The organism is Pseudoxanthomonas sp. J35 (genome assembly GCF_000513995.1).
GTDB lineage: Bacteria > Pseudomonadota > Gammaproteobacteria > Xanthomonadales > Xanthomonadaceae > Pseudoxanthomonas.
In genome coordinates this window covers 1-15,061 of sequence record NZ_AZVB01000011.1, presented here as the reverse complement: position 1 = coordinate 15,061, position 15,061 = coordinate 1, and the positions used below count along the sequence as shown (strand labels likewise).

General features: G+C 68.8%; 15 protein-coding genes and 1 tRNA gene. 8 read left to right on the top strand and 8 right to left on the bottom strand.

Annotated features, from left to right (window positions below; all coding sequences use genetic code 11):
* The first annotated feature begins 50 nt into the window (after positions 1–50).
* Genes PSEJ35_RS0108485 through PSEJ35_RS0108470 form a run of 4 tightly spaced genes read left to right on the top strand, consistent with a single transcriptional unit; the run spans position 51 to position 4,465 of the window.
* Positions 51–998 carry an AAA family ATPase gene (locus PSEJ35_RS0108485; protein ID WP_028917408.1) on the top strand — a complete coding sequence of 316 codons (948 nt, stop codon included), beginning with the start codon at positions 51–53 and terminating at the stop codon, positions 996–998.
* A complete protein-coding gene (locus tag PSEJ35_RS0108480) occupies positions 998–1,951 on the top strand; it encodes a DUF58 domain-containing protein (RefSeq protein ID WP_028917407.1) in 954 nt (317 codons plus the stop codon). The genes PSEJ35_RS0108485 and PSEJ35_RS0108480 overlap by 1 nt, the downstream gene beginning before the upstream one ends.
* Positions 1,948–3,915: a DUF3488 and transglutaminase-like domain-containing protein gene (locus tag PSEJ35_RS0108475; RefSeq protein ID WP_051412600.1), complete on the top strand. Its 1,968-nt coding sequence runs from the start codon at positions 1,948–1,950 to the stop codon at positions 3,913–3,915. The genes PSEJ35_RS0108480 and PSEJ35_RS0108475 overlap by 4 nt, the downstream gene beginning before the upstream one ends.
* Positions 3,916–3,931: 16 nt before the next feature.
* Positions 3,932–4,465 (top strand): Slp family lipoprotein, encoded by a 534-nt coding sequence (locus PSEJ35_RS0108470; RefSeq protein ID WP_051412618.1) that lies wholly within the window; start codon positions 3,932–3,934, stop codon positions 4,463–4,465.
* Between the two features lie 81 nt (positions 4,466–4,546).
* Here PSEJ35_RS0108470 and PSEJ35_RS0108465 read toward each other — a convergent pair whose 3' ends face one another.
* The 4 genes from PSEJ35_RS0108465 to dnaX all read right to left on the bottom strand — a co-directional run bounded on the left by PSEJ35_RS0108465 (position 4,547) and on the right by dnaX (position 8,043).
* The gene (locus PSEJ35_RS0108465) at positions 4,547–4,900 is read right to left on the bottom strand and encodes a histidine triad nucleotide-binding protein (RefSeq protein ID WP_028917404.1); all 354 of its coding nucleotides are present in this window, start codon (positions 4,898–4,900) and stop codon (positions 4,547–4,549) included.
* 76 nt (positions 4,901–4,976) lie between these two features.
* Entirely contained in the window at positions 4,977–5,573 is a 597-nt protein-coding gene (gene recR / locus PSEJ35_RS0108460; protein ID WP_028917403.1) for a recombination mediator RecR, read from the bottom strand.
* Between the two features lie 198 nt (positions 5,574–5,771).
* Positions 5,772–6,092, bottom strand: coding sequence for a YbaB/EbfC family nucleoid-associated protein (locus PSEJ35_RS0108455; protein ID WP_028917402.1), 321 nt, complete (start codon positions 6,090–6,092; stop codon positions 5,772–5,774).
* A 1-nt stretch (position 6,093) separates the two neighbouring features.
* Positions 6,094–8,043: a DNA polymerase III subunit gamma/tau gene (gene dnaX, locus PSEJ35_RS0108450; protein WP_028917401.1), complete on the bottom strand. Its 1,950-nt coding sequence runs from the start codon at positions 8,041–8,043 to the stop codon at positions 6,094–6,096.
* A 144-nt stretch (positions 8,044–8,187) separates the two neighbouring features.
* On the opposite strand from dnaX, the gene PSEJ35_RS0108445 reads away from it, so the two are divergent.
* From PSEJ35_RS0108445 to PSEJ35_RS0108435, 3 genes are all read left to right on the top strand, one after another.
* Positions 8,188–8,280, top strand: a tRNA-Ser gene (locus PSEJ35_RS0108445).
* A gap of 79 nt (positions 8,281–8,359) precedes the next feature.
* The gene (locus PSEJ35_RS16655; protein ID WP_051412599.1) at positions 8,360–9,934 is read left to right on the top strand and encodes a DUF6538 domain-containing protein; all 1,575 of its coding nucleotides are present in this window, start codon (positions 8,360–8,362) and stop codon (positions 9,932–9,934) included.
* 383 nt (positions 9,935–10,317) lie between these two features.
* Positions 10,318–11,553, top strand: a complete 1,236-nt coding sequence (locus PSEJ35_RS0108435) for a hypothetical protein (RefSeq protein ID WP_156924775.1) — start codon at positions 10,318–10,320, stop codon at positions 11,551–11,553.
* Here PSEJ35_RS0108435 and PSEJ35_RS0108430 read toward each other — a convergent pair whose 3' ends face one another.
* From PSEJ35_RS0108430 to PSEJ35_RS0108420, 3 genes are all read right to left on the bottom strand, one after another.
* Positions 11,554–11,802: a hypothetical protein gene (locus tag PSEJ35_RS0108430; protein WP_028917399.1), complete on the bottom strand. Its 249-nt coding sequence runs from the start codon at positions 11,800–11,802 to the stop codon at positions 11,554–11,556.
* 598 nt (positions 11,803–12,400) lie between these two features.
* Positions 12,401–12,952 carry a replication/maintenance protein RepL gene (locus tag PSEJ35_RS16650; protein WP_051412598.1) on the bottom strand — a complete coding sequence of 184 codons (552 nt, stop codon included), beginning with the start codon at positions 12,950–12,952 and terminating at the stop codon, positions 12,401–12,403.
* Between the two features lie 109 nt (positions 12,953–13,061).
* Entirely contained in the window at positions 13,062–13,598 is a 537-nt protein-coding gene (locus tag PSEJ35_RS0108420; RefSeq protein WP_024870212.1) for a hypothetical protein, read from the bottom strand.
* Positions 13,599–14,255: 657 nt separating this feature from the next.
* Here PSEJ35_RS0108420 and PSEJ35_RS16955 point away from each other — a divergent pair.
* Positions 14,256–14,600 (top strand): CPBP family intramembrane glutamic endopeptidase, encoded by a 345-nt coding sequence (locus PSEJ35_RS16955; protein ID WP_084635489.1) that lies wholly within the window; start codon positions 14,256–14,258, stop codon positions 14,598–14,600.
* A 291-nt stretch (positions 14,601–14,891) separates the two neighbouring features.
* Here the strand turns inward: PSEJ35_RS16955 and PSEJ35_RS0108415 are convergent.
* A partial coding sequence (locus PSEJ35_RS0108415; RefSeq protein WP_156924773.1) for a transposase occupies positions 14,892–15,061 on the bottom strand: 170 nt, incomplete at its 5' end.

Sequence of the window (15,061 nt, the reverse complement as noted above, 5' to 3'; positions counted from 1 at the left end):
CAGCCGCTACACTCCCTCCGGACCCGGTACCCAGGAAGACGATGTCGGACATCGCCACGCCCTCGAGCCCCATCCTAACCGACGCCCTGCGCCAGTCGCTGGAGCAGGCGCAGCGCCAGGTCAACGCGCTGGTGCTGGGCAAGCCGCATGAAGTGCGCCTGGCCCTGGTCGCGCTGCTGGCCGGCGGCCACGTGCTGATCGAGGACCTGCCCGGACTGGGCAAGACCACCCTCGCCCACGCCCTGGCCGCGACCGTGGGCCTGGGCTTCCAGCGGATCCAGTTCACCTCGGACCTGCTGCCGGCCGACGTGCTGGGCGTGTCCATCTACGAAGCCTCCACGCGCCAGTTCCGCTTCCATCCCGGTCCGGTGTTCACCCAGGTGCTGCTGGCCGACGAGATCAACCGCGCGCCGCCGCGCACGCAGAGCGCGCTGCTGGAAGCGATGGCCGAGCAGCAGGTGACCATCGACGGCGCCACCCACCGCCTGCCCGATCCGTTCTTCGTGATCGCCACGCAGAACCCGGTCGACCTGTCCGGCACCTTCCCGCTGCCGGATTCGCAACTCGACCGCTTCCTGCTGCGCTTCTCGCTGGGCTATCCCGGCGCCGACGCCGAACGCGCCCTGCTCACCGGCAGCGACCGCCGCGAACTGATCGCGCAGGCCACGCCGGTGCTCGGCGACGGCGACGTGATCGCATTGCGCGACGCGGCCGCGCGGGTGCATGCCAGCGACGCGCTGGTCGGCTACGTGCAGGCGCTGCTGGCGCGCAGCCGGCAGCAACCGGGCATCCGTGTCGGCCTGTCGCCGCGCGCCGGCCTGGCCCTGCTGCGCGCCGCGCGCGCCTACGCGCTGCTGCTCGGCCGCGACCACGTGCTGCCGGAAGACGTGCAGGCACTGTTCATCGCCGTGGCCGGGCACCGCCTGGTCGGCGAGGCCGAAGCCGGCACCGGCGCGGCGCTGGCCAAGTCGGTACTGCACGCGGTGCCGGTGGACTGATGCCCCGCACGTGGCGCGAACTGCGCACGTGGCTGGAGTCGTTCGAACGCCCGCGCGCGCCCGAGTCCCTGCCGCTGCGGATCGACCGCCGCCGCATCTACGTGCTGCCCACCCGTTTCGGCCTGTTCTACGGGCTGCTGGTGCTGGCGATGGTGCTCGGCGCGCTCAACTACAACAACAACCCGGCGCTGCTGCTGGCCCTGCTGCTGGGTACGGCCGGGCTGGCCAGCCTGGTCGCCGCGCACCTGCAGCTGTCGGGCCTGCAGCTGGACGCGGTGTCCGCCGACCCGGTCGCCGCCGGCCAGACCCTGTGGCTGCGCATGACCTTCTCCACCCGCGACGGCCGCCGCCGGCGCGGCCTGCGCCTGCAACACGACCACACCGTCGCCGGGGCCAGCACCGGCGAGGACGGCCTGGCCGACGTGGCGCTGCCGCTGCCGACGCGCCAGCGCGGCTGGCTGGAACCGGGCCGCCTCCGCATCTCCACCACCCAGCCGCTGGGCCTGGCGCGGGCCTGGTCGCGGGCCTGGCCACGGCAGCGCCTGCTGGTCTATCCACGCGCCGAGCCGCAGCCGCCGCCGTTGCCCGACAGCGGCGAGGGCGTGCAGCACAGCCGCGTGCATCCGCTCGGCGACGAGCCGCACCAGCTGCGCCCGTACCGCAGCGGCGATGCGCCGCGCACCATCGCCTGGAAGCACAGCGCGCGCCGCGACAGCCTGGTGGTGCGCGAGTACGAACGCGCGCGCCAGCAGGACGTGCTGCTGGACTGGAACGCGCTGCGCCACCTCGGCCACGAGGCGCGGATCTCGCGCCTGGCCGCCTGGGTCGACCAGGCCGAGCGCGAAGGCCGCCGCTACCACCTGCGCCTGCCCGGCCTCGCCCTGGGCCCGGGCCGCGGTCCCGACCACCGCCACGCCTGCCTGCGCGCCCTCGCGCTGCTGCCGTCCGCATGAGCACCGTGCCGCCGCTTCCGCCGCAGGACGGGACCACGCCGCTGGATGCGGGCAGCCGCATCTGGGCGCTGGCCGCCGCCGCGCTGGCGCTGCTGCCCCTGCTGATCAACCTGCCGCCGACACTGGGCGTCGGCTTCGCCCTGACCGCGCCGGCGATGGCCGCGATCGCATGGCGGCGGCCGATGCCCGGCCTGCTGCGCGGCGTGATCGCGCTGGCGGTGATCGCCGGCGTGCTGGCGATGATGGGCACGCGCCTGGGCCGCGATACCGGCAGCGCGCTGCTGGCGGCGATGCTGGCGATCAAGCCCACCGAACTGCGCACCCTACGCGATGCGCGCAGCCTTGTCGGCTTCGCCCTGTTCGCGCCGTTCGCCGCCTTCCTGCTCGACCAGAGCCCGCAGGTGATGGCCGCGGCGCTGGCCGCGGTGCTGGCCGGCCTGCTCGCCCTGCAGCGGCTGTCCGACCTGGAAGCCGGCGTGGCCGCGCCGCCGGTGAAGCAGCGCCTGGGCACGATGGGCCGGCTGGTGGCGATCGGCCTGCCGCTGGCGCTGGTCGCGTTCTGGCTGTTCCCGCGCCTGTCCACGCCGCTGTGGGGCGTGCCCGAACGTGCGCTGGGCCGGCCCGGACTGTCGGACAGCATGAGCCCGGGCGGCTGGCTGGACCTGATGACCGACGACGCGCCGGCGCTGCGCGCGGAGTTCGACGGCCCGGTGCCGCCGGTGGAGCAGCTGTACTGGCGCGGGCCGGTGCTGCTGGACTACGACGGCCGCACCTGGACCCGCAACCGCTGGATCGAGGACCTGCCCCCTCCGTCATGGGAGCCCGCGCCGGCCCGCTGGAGTTACGCGCTGGAAGTGGAAGCCACCGACCGCCGCGACCTGCCGGCCCTCGACCTGCCGCTCATCGCGCCCGAAGGCACCCATCCCGGCCACGGCGGCGGCCTGCGCACCGACCGCCCGCTGGCCGCGCCCAGCCGCTGGCGCCTGCAATCGGCACCACCGCGGCGCTTCGAGACGGAGCTGCGCCCGATCCTGCGCCAGCACGCGCTGGCCCTGCCCCGCGACCGCGATCCGCGTACCCGGGCGCTGGCCGCGCAGTGGCGGCGCGAACTCGGCGACAACGACGAGGCCATCATCGAGCGCGCCCTGGCGATGATCCGCGCCGACTTCGCCTACGCCCTCGACACCCCGCTGCCCGGCCGCCACGCGGTCGACGAGTTCCTGTTCGAGACCCGCACCGGCTACTGCGAACACTTCAGCTCGGCTTTCACCGTGCTGATGCGCGCCGCCGGCATCCCGGCGCGCGTGGTCACCGGCTATGCCGGCGGCTACCGCAACCCGTTCGGCGGTTACTGGATCGTGCGGCGCATGGACGCCCACGCCTGGAGCGAGGTGTGGCTGGAAGGACGCGGCTGGGTGCGCGTGGACCCGACCGCGGCGGTGGCGCCGGAGCGCATCTACGACACGCTCGACGCGCGCCTGGGCGCTGGCGGCCCGGCGGCCGACGGCATCGACGCACTGCGCGGCGCACGCCTCGGCGACCTCGTCGACTTCATGCGCCGCGGCTGGAACGACCTGGTGCTGGGCTTCGACGCGCAACGCCAGCAGGCCCTGCTCAGCCCGCTGGGCCTGGGCCGGCTGGAGCCTTCGCAGTTGCTGCTGCTGTTCGCCGCCTTCGCCGCACTGGCCATGGCCGGGATGATCTGGCTGCTGGCCCGCGGCGAGCGCGAGCGCGATCCGCTGCTGCGCGCCTGGCACCGCCTCGGCCGCCGCTACGCGCGGCTGGGCCTGGGCCGCGCCCCGCACGAGCCGGCGCTGGCCTGGGCGCAGCGCGTGGCCGCCGCGCACCCGCGTTCGGCCGAGGAGCTGCTGGCGCTCAGCCGGCGTTTCGTCGCCGCGCGATACGCTCCGGCGCATGGGGGGACGCGCCGGCTGCGGGAAGCGCTGGAACGGCACCGCCCCTGACCTTCCGGAGGCCGCCATGTCGCTACGCATCCCGTTCCGCATCGCCATCGCCGCCAGCGCCCTCGCGCTGCTTGGCGCCTGCGCTACCGCGCCCCAGCCGTTGCAGGGCGCCTTCCTCCCGCTCACGCCCGAACAGGCCGTGGCCGGCCAGCAGCTCGGCGCCAGCGTGCGCTGGGGCGGGCGCATCGTGCAGACCACGCCGGGCCCGGACAGCACCTGCTTCCAGGTGGTGTCGATCCCGCTGGACGCCAGCGGCCGCCCGGCCAGCGGCTCGCGCGACGTGGCCCAGGGCCGCTTCCTCGCCTGCCGCTCCGGCTTCTACGACCCGGCGGTGTTCACCCCCGGCCGCGAGGTCACCTTCGTCGGCCGCGTGCAGGGCACCGATAAGGTGAAGATCGGCGAGTACGACTACACCCTGCCGCGCATGGCCGCCGACGTGGTCTACCTGTGGCCGGTGGTCAACGAGGTCCGCGTCATCCACCACGACCCGTGGGGGCCCTGGGGCCCGTGGGGCGGTCCGTGGGGGCGCTGGAGCTGGTGGGGCTGGTAAGCCGCCCTGTTCGTTGACCCGAATGAAAACGCCGCCCTCCGGGGCGGCGTTTTCATTTGCGGCCTGCCTGTCGCGGCGCGCTCAGCCCGGCGTGCCGAACCGTCCCAGGTGCGCACCGGCGAGCAGGTGCAGGTGCAGGTGGAACACGGTCTGGCCGGCATGCTCGCGGCAGTTCATCACCACCCGGTAGCCGTCCTGCGCCAGGCCCTCGTCGCGCGCCCAGCGGGCCGCGGCCAGCATCAGCCTGCCGAGCAGTTCGGCGTCTTCGGCAGTGGCGTCGTCGAGGGTCGGGATGACCTTCTGCTTCGGGATGAACAGCACGTGCACCGGCGCCTGCGGGGCGATGTCGCGGAAGCCGAGGATGTCCTCGTCCTCGTAGACGATCGTGGCGGGAATCTCGCGGCGGATGATCTTGCCGAAGAGGGTGTCGCTCATGGTGTTCCGGTCCGTGGTTCGCCGAAGGAAGGCGCAAGCATAGCGCCCTGCCCCGCGCCGGCCCACGCGGCGTGGGCTATTCGCGCATCTCGCCGCGGCTGCCGAAGGCGTGCGACAGCGTGCCGCGGTCGACGTACTCCAGCTCGCCGCCCAGCGGCAGGCCCTGGGCCAGCCGGCTGGGGCGCACGCCGTGCTGGCGTGCCAGCTGCGCCAGGTAATGCGCGGTGGCCTCGCCTTCGACCGTGGCGCTGGTGGCGACGATCAGCTCGGCGACTTCGCCACCGGCCAGGCGCGTGGCCAGCGCATCCAGGCCCAGTTCGCGCGGGCCGATCCCATCCAGCGGCGACAGCCGGCCCTGCAACACGTAGTACAGGCCGCGGTAGCCGGTGGCGGTCTCGATCGCCAGGCGGTCGGCCGGCGACTCGACCACGCACAGCTGCTGGCGGTCGCGGCTGGCGCTGGCGCAGGTGGCGCACACCGGCGTCTCGCTGAAGTCGCGGCACTGGCTGCAATGACCGATGCGCTCGACCGCCTCGGCCAGCACCGCCGCCAGCTGGCGGCCGCCATCGCGGCCGCGCTCCAGCACGTGGTAGGCCATGCGCTGGGCGCTCTTGCGCCCCACGCCCGGCAGCACGCGCAGGGCTTCGATCAGCTGTTCGAGAAGAGCCGTCATTGGTGGTTCGTGATTGGGTTCGTGATTGGTGGGTTCGTGATTGGTAATTCGTAATTAGTGATTCGAAGAACCAAGGCATCCGCTCCTGCGGTTTCCGCCAGAGGGACCGAACGCCTGCTCTTGCTGTTACGAATCACCAATCACGAATCCCGAATCACGGCTCTCGAATCACCAATCACGAATCCCGAATTACGGCCCTTAGAACGGCAGCTTCATGCCCGGCGGCAGCGGCATGCCGGCCGAAGCGGCCGCCATCTTCGCCTTGGACTCGGCGTCAACCTTGTTGGAGGCGTCGTTGAACGCCGCGGCCACCAGGTCCTCGACCATCTCCTGGTCGGACAGCAGCGAAGGATCGATGCGCACCTTGCGGCACTCCTTGGTGCCGGTGAGGGTGACGCTGACCATGCCGCCGCCGGCGTTGCCGGTGACCTCGAGCCTGGCCAGTTCTTCCTGGGCGCGCTGCAGGTTTTCCTGCATCTTCTGCGCCTGTTGCATCAGTTGGGCGATGTTGCCACGCATGTCAGTTACCGTCTGAAGGTCGGATGGAGTCGGGCACGACGCGGGCGCCGTGTTTCTCGATCAGGCGCTTGACCGCCGGATCGTTGAGGAAGGTCTCCTCGGCCGCGGCCTGGCGCGAGCCTCGCTCGCGCTCGCGGCGCTGGTTCAGTGTCTCCGCCGGCGCGTCGCCGGTGGTGAAGACGATCTTCGGCGCCTCGCCCAGCGTGGCGGCCAGCGCATCGGCCAGCGCCGCGGTGGAGCGTTCGGTACGCAGGTATTCGAAGCCGGGATCCAGGGCCAGGGTCAGCACGCCGTTGGCGTGGCTGACGAAGGCGGTGTGCCCGGCCAGTTCCCTGGACGGGCCCTTGAGGTCGCAGCTGGCCACGCGCTGCAGCCAGTCCTCGGCGTCGGCCACGACCACCCCGCCGGCATCGGCATTGGCGGCCGGCGCGGCCTGCACCGGCGCGGGCGACGGCGACACGACGATCCCCGGCGCCAGCGTCTCGGCGGCGGCCGGCTTCGCGGTTCCGTTAGCGGGCGCCGGCGCGTCGATTTCCTCCATCGTGGGCGCGCGCGAGGCGGCCGGCGGCGGCACCGCGGCCAGTTCCGGGGCCACCACGGGCGTCGGCGTCGCCTGGCGCGGCGCGGGCAGGTCCCACGGCGGCGGATCGTCGGCCGGGGCCGGGGCCGGGGCCGGGCGCACGGGCGCCGGTTCGACCGGGGCGGCCATGGAGGGGGCCGGCACTGGCTCAGGGTCCGGCGCCGCAGCCTCGCGCGCCACCGCCCCGCCCTCGCCGGCCGCAGCCGAGACCGGCGCGCGACGCGGACCGGCACCGCCGGCATTGCCGCTGGCCCCCGCCCCCGCACCGCCGCTGCCCAGCGGACCGGCATCGGCCTCCGGGCGGAACGCCAGCATCCGCAGCAGGCTCATCTCGAAGCCCACCCGCGGCGCCGGGGCCAGTTCCAGGTCGCGACGGCCGGTGACCGCCATCTGGTACCAGAGCTGGACCACTTCCGGCCGCAGCGCCGAGGCGTAGCGGTCCAGGTCCAGCCCCTCGTTCTCCTGGGCCGCGCCCGGCACCAGCTGCCGCACCTGGATCCGGTGCAGCGCCTCGGCCAGCGCCTCCAGCACGTTGCCCCAGTCGGGGGCGAACCCGGCCAGGGTGGCCACCGTATCCAGCAGCGCCGCGCCGTTGCCCTCGGCCAGCGCGTCCAGCAGCGCCGCGACCTGGGTGCGGTCGACGCTGCCGAGCATGGCCCGGACCACGTCCTCGCGCAGCGCCCCGCCGGCATAGGCGATGGCCTGGTCCAGCAGAGATAGGCCGTCGCGCAGGCTGCCGTCGGCGGCCCGCGCCAGCAGGCGGATCGCCGCCGTATCGGCCTCGATGCCCTCGGCGGCCAGGATCTTCGTCATCTGCCCTTCGATCTGGCCCTCGTCCAGCCGCTTGAGGTTGAACTGCAGGCAGCGCGACAGCACCGTGACCGGCAGCTTCTGCGGGTCGGTGGTGGCCAGCAGGAACTTCACGTGGCCCGGCGGCTCCTCCAGGGTCTTCAGCAGCGCGTTGAACGCCGCCTTGGAGAGCATGTGGACCTCGTCGATCAGGTAGACCTTGTACTGCCCGCGCGAGGGCATGTACTGGGCGTTCTCGATCACCTCGCGGACGTCGTCCACGCCGGTATTGGAGGCCGCGTCGATCTCCAGCAGGTCGATGTAGCGGCCGGCGTCGATGTCGGTGCAGGCCGGACAGACCCCGCACGGCTCGGCGCTGGTGCCCTTCTCGCAGTTCAGCGACTTGGCGAAGATGCGGGCGATGGTGGTCTTGCCCACCCCGCGGGTGCCGGTGAACAGGAAGGCGTGGTGGACCCGCCCGGTATCCAGGGCATTGCCCAGCGCGCGCACGACGTGTTCCTGCCCGACCAGCTCGGAGAACCGCTTCGGGCGCCACTTGCGGGCAAGGACGAGATAGGACATCGGGCAACCGTTTCGACCAGGACCGGCATTGTGCCATGCCCGTCCCCGTCCCCGTCCCCGTCCCGGACCGCGCTTGTGGCAAGTGCCCGCAAGCTATAGAATTCCCGCCCCTGAACGGGCGTCCAAGCGACCCCGCCAGGTTCCGGAGAGGTGTCCGAGTGGTTGAAGGAGCACGCCTGGAAAGTGTGTAAGCGGCTAAACCCCGCTTCGGGGGTTCGAATCCCCCTCTCTCCGCCAGATACGCCTAAACCCCTGTTTTTACAGGGGTTTTTCTTTTTTCGGAGAGAACGCGCCTGGTACATGGATTGGTACATTCATGCGCCTGCCTCGCTACTTGCTCCACCGCCCTAGCGGCTACACCTTCCGCCTGGTTGTTCCCAAGCACCTGCGCCGCCAATTCGACGGACGCGGCGAGATCCGGCGCAGCCTTCGCACGCATGATCCGCGCCTGGCGCTGGCATGGTCAGGCGCGTTGTTGCTCGCCTACCATGCGGCTATCGCACGGGTGGAGGCGTCGGGGATGGTGTGGCGGAAACAGGACGATGACGACCTGGCGCAAGCGCTGGGCCTGACTGGCGGACGCAAGCCGAAAGAGTGGAAGGTGGTACATGCCGCCTCCGGCATGTCGATGGAAGGCCCGGACACCGACGACAGGGCGGCCGACATGGCGGCCGCCAAGGAGGCGGCCAGGTTCCTGGCCGAGTTGTACGGCGGGGCCGGCCCACTGGCGAACCAGCCGCCGCCGTCGGCCCTGCCGGTACCGCCGCCACCTGGCCCACCGCCTGGCGTCCACAACAGCCGGACAGACAGCGCCGTGGACTTCTGGCTGAAAGCCGAGCGGCCGAACTTCACCACGCCGGCCCGCTTGAAGACCTACCACAAGTTGAAGAAGACCGGCGAAACCTTCGCCGCCTACGTCAAGCCGGGAACCCGGCTCTACACACTGGGCCGCGCGGACTGCGCAGGCTTCTACAACCACTTGATGGCCGGCGGCCTGGCGCGCAAGACCGCGCAGTCCGTCCAGTCCTACCTCAAACGGTTCTTTACCTGGGCCGCGTCCAGCGGCTACTACCCCGACGACAAAGCCAATCCGGCCGCCGGGCATATCCGCCTGACCCGGGCCGACAAGGCTAGCCGGCGCGGTACCGGCTTCCAGGCGTTCAAGACGGAGCAACTCAAGGCGATGTTTACGCCCGAGGCGTTCGCCGTTCTGCCCACGCTCAAAGACCGCTGGCTGGCCGTGCTGGCGCTTTACACCGGGGCCAGGTCGAACGAGCTGGCCCGGTTGGAGCTGGTGGACGTGGGGCCGGACGAGCACGAGGGTGTGCCCGTCCTGGACATCAACGAACTGGCCGAAGACAAGGCCGTAAAGGCCGAGGCCAGCATTCGCCTGGTGCCAATCCACCCCGACCTGCTGGCCCTGGGCCTGCTGGATCGGGTGGAGGCCAGGAAGGCCGCCGGGGAGTCTCGGCTTTTCCCAGGCAACCTGCTGACGCAGAACGGCCCGGCCGCGTCCAGTCAGAAGGCGTTTCTGTCGGCCCTGAAAGCGTGGGGCATTGCCCCGCGCGGCAAGGGCCGGATGGGGCTTCACTCCTTCCGCGCCACCGTCATCCAGACGATGACCCGCAAAGGCGTGGCCCAGGGCTGGCGCGAGCGCTTCGTCGGCCACGAGAGCAGCGAAGGGCCTAGCACGCTGGACACCGACCACGCCGCCACGTACGGGGCCGGCGGTTCGGCGCTGAAAGCGACGGCCGCCGCCTGCCTGCCGGCCCTGAACTGGGCCGCCGAGGGAGTCATCGACCTGGACGGCCTGCGGCCTTTGCTGGCCGTTGGAGCGGCCCCGGAGACGGCAACGAGCGGCCGCCGGAAGCAGTCGAAAGCGATGGCCTGACAGACCCCGCGCGCTCGGCCTGCGTGCTGGCTCGCGCTCTTGGACCTGGGCGGCCATTGCCTGCCCAGGTTTCGCGCCTAGCCTGGCCGGATGGCGTTTCTCTCTGGCTGGCTGTCTCGCACATTGTCGGCCTCACTGGCCGACAATGTGGCCATTCGCAGGACCTGGGCGCGCGAGTCATCGCGCGCGAGTCCAGGACCGGAGAATGGCCGCCCGGCCCGTTGCCGCGTCCAGCGGCGACGGGGAAGCGGGAGCGACCGGGCGACGGACAGCGCGCCAGCGCTGGCCGCTGACCACCGGCGAGCGCCGGTGGTCTGTCGTCGGGCTGGCGCCCGACGACGCGGAACGGCTCCGCCGTCCCGGTGCTCTGGGGGTGGGAGGGCATGAAAAGCCACAACCCCCAGGCCAGCACGCCGCCGACCCAGAACCTGGGCGCAGGCTTGCCAGCGGAACTACGGGCACGCTACGCCGACACCCTGGCCCAAGCCCAAGCCGTCGCCCAAGCCGAGGGGTTACGCCTGCGCGTGCCGGTGGGCGTCGCCCAGGATCGCGCCATCCGCGCGGTCCTGGACGAGGCGGGCGCGACCGGGGCCAACCCCTCGCCGGCCAGCCGGAGCGCCTACGGGCGCGACCATGCCCGGCTGTGGGCCGCCGGGGCCACGCCCTTGGACGTGGCCAGCACGCGGGCGCATTTCGACCGCCTGCGCAGCGCCTGTCGGTGGGTGGAGACCCAGGAAATTGCCCGGCTCCGTGCCCTGGCCGAGGCGGCACGCAAGGCCAAGGACACCGACGCCATGCGGGCCTACACCCTGGCTGCCTTCGAGCGGGCTACCGTCTTCCGGGCGCTGTACCTGGCCCCGGATCGCCCCACCTGGGCGCACAAGGCGGCGGCCCTACGGGCGGCCGGCCAGCGTCCCGCGAGCAAATCCAAGCGCCAGGCCGGCCGCCGGGCGCTCTCGCCGGATCGCCTCTTGGTGGCCTTGGCCCGTCAGCCTGGGCGCTGTACCCGGGTGGAAGCCCTGGCCTGCGTCTTTGCCCTGTTCGGCATTCGCCCGGCGGAACTGGTGCGGGGCGTGGTGCTGGAAAACACCGCCACGGGCCTGCGCCTAGCCGTGGCCGGGGCCAAGGTGGACGCTGCGCGTGGCCAGCCCCTGCGCGTGCTGGATGTGGAGCCAACCCGGCGCGGCCTGTCGGGCTTGGCGGTGGCCTTCCTCCGGGCTTATGTCGATGACACGGGCGGCGACCTGGCCGCCACGCCTACCGACGTGGTGGCGGTGCGTCGCGCTATGCGCCAGGCCCAGCCTGGTCTATCGCCCTATGCGTACAGGCATGCGCGAGCCGGAGACGCGAAAGCCACCCAGAGCCGCACAGGGGCGGCGGCCTGGCTCGGTCATGCCAATGACCGCAGCCAGCAGGGCTACGGGCATGCTCGCAGCGCCAGGGGCGCAGTGACGATCAAAGCCGCCGCCGCGTCGCGCCCGGTTCGGCAGACCAAAACCCTACCGCCCACGCTGGCCGAACGGTTCGCCCAGGTGGCTACTCGGCTGGCCGCGCGTACTTCTTTGCAGACTGCGAACAATGCGCCGACTCGGCGGCGCAGTCCGCGCCCGCGCTGGTAGTCAACGGAGGCGGCGCTTCGCGCGTGGTTTCGGGCGGGGGCGCAAACCGATGAAAGCATCCTCATCGCCGCTGTCGTCCCACCAACTATCCTCCCCCTCCTGGCCCCGCAGGAACTCGCGCACATTCACGCGCGTGCGATAGCCGGGGCCAGGCTCGACGGGTTGCGGTTTCGTCGCGGTTAGGGATTTCGCCATTTCGTCCAGCAGGGCGCGCAGGACGGCGTGGGTCGCTTTGGTGTTGTCGGGCATGGGCGTACTCCGGGCGGGAGTAACCACAACTAACAGACCAGGCCGGAGGCGCAAGCGCGGAGCGCTTGTTATCTCCTCCCCTCACACCAAAACAACAGCCCGCACCAAAGACGCGGGCTTTTCCAAAAGTCGAAGCGCTGGGCACATAGTTGGGGGGGGAACGTGCGCTCAGGGATCGTACTTGAGTTTAGATTTGGCCAGCTCCCATAGCTCACTATCGCTAGCTTTTGCCGGGTCCCATGTATCGTCAGACTCGGAAAACTCTGCGTATTCCTTCCGAACCTTTTGAAAAGCTAGTTTCTTCCCAACCCACATGCTTAGCGTCCTAGCGATCAAGAGCACAACGATCACTAGATACCAAGGAATATCCGAGGAGAGGCCAACAATCGCCGCAATCGCTAGAAGCACCAACGGTACCAACTTGTATACCGTTGGGTACTTGATGAACGCGTGCGGGGTACAGACCCAAAGGCCTAGCGCCGAGATCAGGGTCCACCGAACAACAGCAACCGCCACAGCCAAGTAGAGAAGTGTCAATAGCCAGAACGCCATACGCCCCCCCGCCAGTCGATAGGTCTAGTCTAAACCGCTACAGGGTTTAGGTCTTGACTTTCTTGACCTTGAGCGTCGTCTTGAACCGCCCGCCGCGCGTGTCCTGCGCGGCTGCCAAGTGTTGCCGCCTTTCCTCGTCCATCCTGGTGGCCAAGCCCTTGGCAAAGATGGTGGAGTTCACGAACAGATGTCCACCGCTTTTGACGAAAAACCCGCGCTTTTCAAGCGATTTGAAGTGCTTGGAGATGGCTTGCTGGGAGCAGTTGAAATCCTTGGCCGTGGCCGTTTGCGACAAACAAACCAGGTTGCCGTATTCCATCTTGTCCAGGACATAGGCGACGATCCTCATCTCCTGGGTGGTAATGCCCGCGTTGAGCAGTTGGCGGAAATTGTCGAGAAATGCCAGCACCCAGCCCGCGCCTTTTTCGATGGCAATGGGCGAGGTCTCGCGGTAGGTCGTGCGCTTCTCGAGCACACCGCCGGCAGCGGCAGCGCCAGCCAGGGCCTGTTTTGCTTCATCGGATAAGCCGCTATCTGCTTCCAACTCGTAGCGGACCTCTGCGGCGGAGACGGTTTCGGTTCGGGTCTGTAATGACATAAATGTTCCTTCGCGCAAGAGTGCGAAGGAAGGCAGCCCGCCAGCCTCGCCCAATCATTAGGCGAAATAAACACAACCTGTCAAGCGTGAAAAACTATGTTCGCGCAGGTTAGAGCGGCTTCCACTTGCGCCAATCGGGTTTTGATTGGTCGTCCGCTGATTGCGTGGCTTCGGGCGCAGGAGCCGCCTGCTGGATAACGGTGTTCTGCTGAACATTGACTTGCGTACTCACGGCCGGAGTGCCCGTGTAGGTCATTCTGTCTGCGGCTTGATTAGCGCTGTTTACAATCATGTTCGCGCTTCCCCACGCCGCAGCATATTGGCGCTGTGCACGTTGCATGGCGGCGGCGTCACTGCGCTCCCCGTAGCCAATGACTTTGCCATCCATCATCTGTACCCAATACTCGCGGGTGTCGCTGCCGTCGGTATCCAGGAAAGACGAGGCAAGGCAGTAAAACAGAACCTTCGAGTCCTCTGGTCCGCTTTCTGCGCTGACGGGCTTGCCAATCAACTTGGTGACTTCATCCAGCGTCATCCCCTTGTCGATCAAGGGGAAGTTTGTGTTCTTCCGGCAAAGTCGTGCCGAGGCGTCTCCAGCCACCATTGCCAGCAAAAGGAACGCCGATACGATCAGCAATGCGCGCATGAAAATCACCCTGTCAGCCCCTGTGGGGCGATCCTATGCCAGCCGCATTTCAATGTCATCCGCGGTGAGAAACAACCGAAAGTTGTCGGCGCTACAACCTCGGCAACAACCTTCAGGGGTTGTAGGGCTACAACCTTCAGGGGCTGTGGCTTTTACTACCTTTAGCGGTTGTGGAAACAAGGGGGAAATGAGCCTGAAAGGCTTGTTTTGCGGTGTTTCGTGAGGGGGGTAAGAGATAGAACAGGTAAGAGACCAAGCCGCCCCCGCCGGCCCGCTGCGGCGCTACGCGCCTGGCGGACGCCCCCCAGGGGGCTGCCGGTGCGGCCGCCTGCGGCGACCGTGTCCTGGCCTGGGGCCAGGGCTTGGCGCGGGCGCTTCCGCGCCGCGCATGAGGGCTGCTAGACTATGCCCTGACGCTGGTACGCCAGTTGGTACAAACTCTCACCCGGCCGCTTTTCTCGGGAAATCATGGGGTTAGTATCGGGTTAGGGGCTTCCCCCTCTCTCCGCCAGATACGCAAAAAGGGCCCCCACAAGGGGCCCTTTTTGCGTATCTGGGGGCGGGAGTGGACTTGATGAGAACCCCTACGGGTTCGACCTTGTGCTGGCGTGTGCCGGGGGCGTCGCCTTCCATTTGTGCTACGTGCTTTTAAGTAACATGGATGTGGAAAGGATAGCTGGCTGGAATTTCGATGGAAAATTCATTTTCTCAAGTATCTTGTTGTCTTCGCTTATCGCGCCGCTGATTGAGGAGTTTTTCTTTCGTGGTGTCGCCATTTGGAAATCGAACGGGAAGGAGGCGCTGCTCTCGGCCATAGTCGCAAGCTCGATGTTTGCCGCAGCGCATCCTGATCGGTGGCTATCTGTCTTCGCCTTTTCGTTAATTGCCTCTTTTGTTTATGTAAGACTTGGATTTCTGGCGTGCTATATCTTTCATTTTTCATATAACATCGGGAATTTTGTTTTTCTTCTGATCTTATCCCAATTAAACCAAGGAGCGTGACTCCGGGAGCGAGATCGCCGAGGGGGCTCAAGTCATTCGGGTGTTCCCACGTTTATGGTGTGGCAATGGGAATGTTGAAACCAGTCCTTCAGTCTGAAGCAGCCGAGTGCGGGCTTGCCTCGCTTGTCGTGATCGCCAACGGGAACGGGAGAGATACGAGCCTAGGGAAGGTCTGATCAAAGCGCGCTGATGCTTGGATTTCAGCGCCAAGGCGCCTGATCGACCTCGATGTGATCACTTTCTCGCCATTTCTGGCGCTTTTCGACGGGTTTCCCCGTCCAACGGACGGATTTAGCCCGTCGGCAGCAACAGACGTCGCCGCGCNATCCACAGGTTCGACAGCGCGAACAGCGTCAGCACCTGCGCCGTGTTCTTCGCCAAGCCCCGGTAGCGCACCTGGGTGTAACCGAACTGCCGCTTCACCACCCGGAACGGGTGCTCAACCTTCGCCCGCAGGCTGG